This window comes from Salipiger sp. PrR007, assembly GCF_010499845.1.
In the GTDB taxonomy this organism is placed as follows: Bacteria; Pseudomonadota; Alphaproteobacteria; order Rhodobacterales; family Rhodobacteraceae; genus Salipiger; species Salipiger pacificus_A.
The window spans coordinates 1-1,678 of sequence record NZ_JAAGOZ010000098.1 but is presented as its reverse complement, the minus strand read 5'-3'; the positions used below and the strand labels follow the sequence as shown (position 1 = coordinate 1,678).

General features: G+C 58.8%; 2 protein-coding genes. Both read left to right on the top strand.

What is annotated here, in order from left to right; genetic code table 11:
* Positions 1-672, top strand: a 672-nt coding sequence (locus tag G0Q01_RS25610; protein ID WP_203595184.1) for a lysylphosphatidylglycerol synthase domain-containing protein, incomplete at its 5' end; no start/stop codon positions are given.
* Positions 669-1,678 (top strand): metallophosphoesterase (locus G0Q01_RS25605; RefSeq protein ID WP_203595183.1); only part of this gene is annotated, 1,010 nt, incomplete at its 3' end. The genes G0Q01_RS25610 and G0Q01_RS25605, both read left to right, overlap by 4 nt.

The following is a 1,678-nucleotide window of genomic DNA, read 5'->3' as shown; positions in this document are numbered from 1 at the left end:
TCGGCCGCCGCAACTACGATCCGCACCGTCCTCGCCATGTTGTTGATCTTCACCGCCGCGCCGTTGTTTCAGTTTCTCTACCCCAACGCGTCGTCTGAGGGTGTTGCGCGTATCACGACACAGTCGCTCTCCGGGATCATCTTGATCTATCTGGCTGGTTTCCTGATCGTCCTCTTCCGGCCATTTTGGATCGCCGCCCTCCTGAGCCGGGTACTCGGATTTGCGGCTCGTATCGGTCTCATTGGCCGGCAGCGATGCATGCGCTGGACCGCGGCAGTCTACCGCGAGACGCAGGAATTTTCCGGAAGTTTCGCAAGGTTTGCCCGAGGCTCGCGCGTGTTCGCCCTGGCTGCGGTGCTCGCGACCCTGATCTTCCTGCTGACGCTCTTCGCCTTTCCCGCTCTTCTTCTCCAGGCCCTCGGGCAGGAGGTGGATTGGCTCAAGGTGATCGGGACGCTCTCCGTCGTGACCTTCCTGATGTATTTCGCACCGACCCCCGGTGGCGCTGGCTTTGCGGAACTGGCGTTTGCAGGGTTCATGGCAGGCCAGATGGAAACCAACGACCTCCTTCTCGTCGTGTTCGCCTGGCGGTTCCTGACGATCTACATCGGGATGGCCATTGGTGTGATCGTGTCATTCTTCGCGTTTCGCCCGAAGGCGCTCGCAGGATGACCCGAAAGCTTCTTGCCTTCGTCTTCTACGCAAATCTCGCGGTCATTCTGGCGATCGCCAGCTATCGCCTCTATCTCTTGGTATCAGCTCCCGATGCGAGTGCTCTTCTGGTGGCACAGATCGACAGAATCGAGAACGCTGTAGAGGCGAAACCCGGCGCACCCTTGGACTTCGCGGTGATCGGAGAAGGCAACAACTCCATCGGCGTTCTGGAGCAACAAATCATCCCCTCGATCAATGCCTCGGCAGCCCAGTTCCTTGTTTCGGCCGGAAATATCGTCAGCGGAGGCGGCGAAGACAAGTACCGCGCTTTGCTTGGCACTCTGTCGCACCTCGAGGTTCCCTATCTGCTGACCTTCGGGGAAAACGAGCATGAAGAGTTTGGGAGCACGAGGTTCTACCAGCGTTTCGGGCCTCATTTCTATTCGCTCTCCCTGCCCCAGGTCCGCCTCGTGTTTCTCGATGCGACGGGCCGGACACCCACCGACTGGCAGGAAAGATGGCTGCGCGATATCCTGAAGCCTGAAGATGACACCCCAGTCATCATTTTTCTTGGCCATCCGCTTGTCCCGCCGGCACAGGAGACACTTTTTCCTCCTGACGAGGGGGCTTGGTCAGAGCCCGAGAGTCAGGATCGCCTGCTCGCGCTGATCACCAAGTTCGGCGTCGATATGGTCATTTCGGCCGGCGCAGCGACTTTCTCCGACCGGATGATAGGGGGGGTGCGCCACATTCTGACTGGGGGCGCAGGCGGCCTCGTCGTGAACGATGAGGCAAGCTTCTACCACTATCTCGATCTAACAGTGGACAAAGGCGACCTCTCAGCCGAAATGCACCGGATCAATACCGCCCCAACGGCTCTCGCAAGACGCATCGAGGGGATCTGGTTCTTTATCTACTCCCTCTTCTATGTCGGCTGGCTAAACTTTCTGTTGATCGTGTCCGCGCTCGTTGTCACCTGCGTGTATCTGTACAATCGGCTGTTCCGGGAACGACGGTACTATCC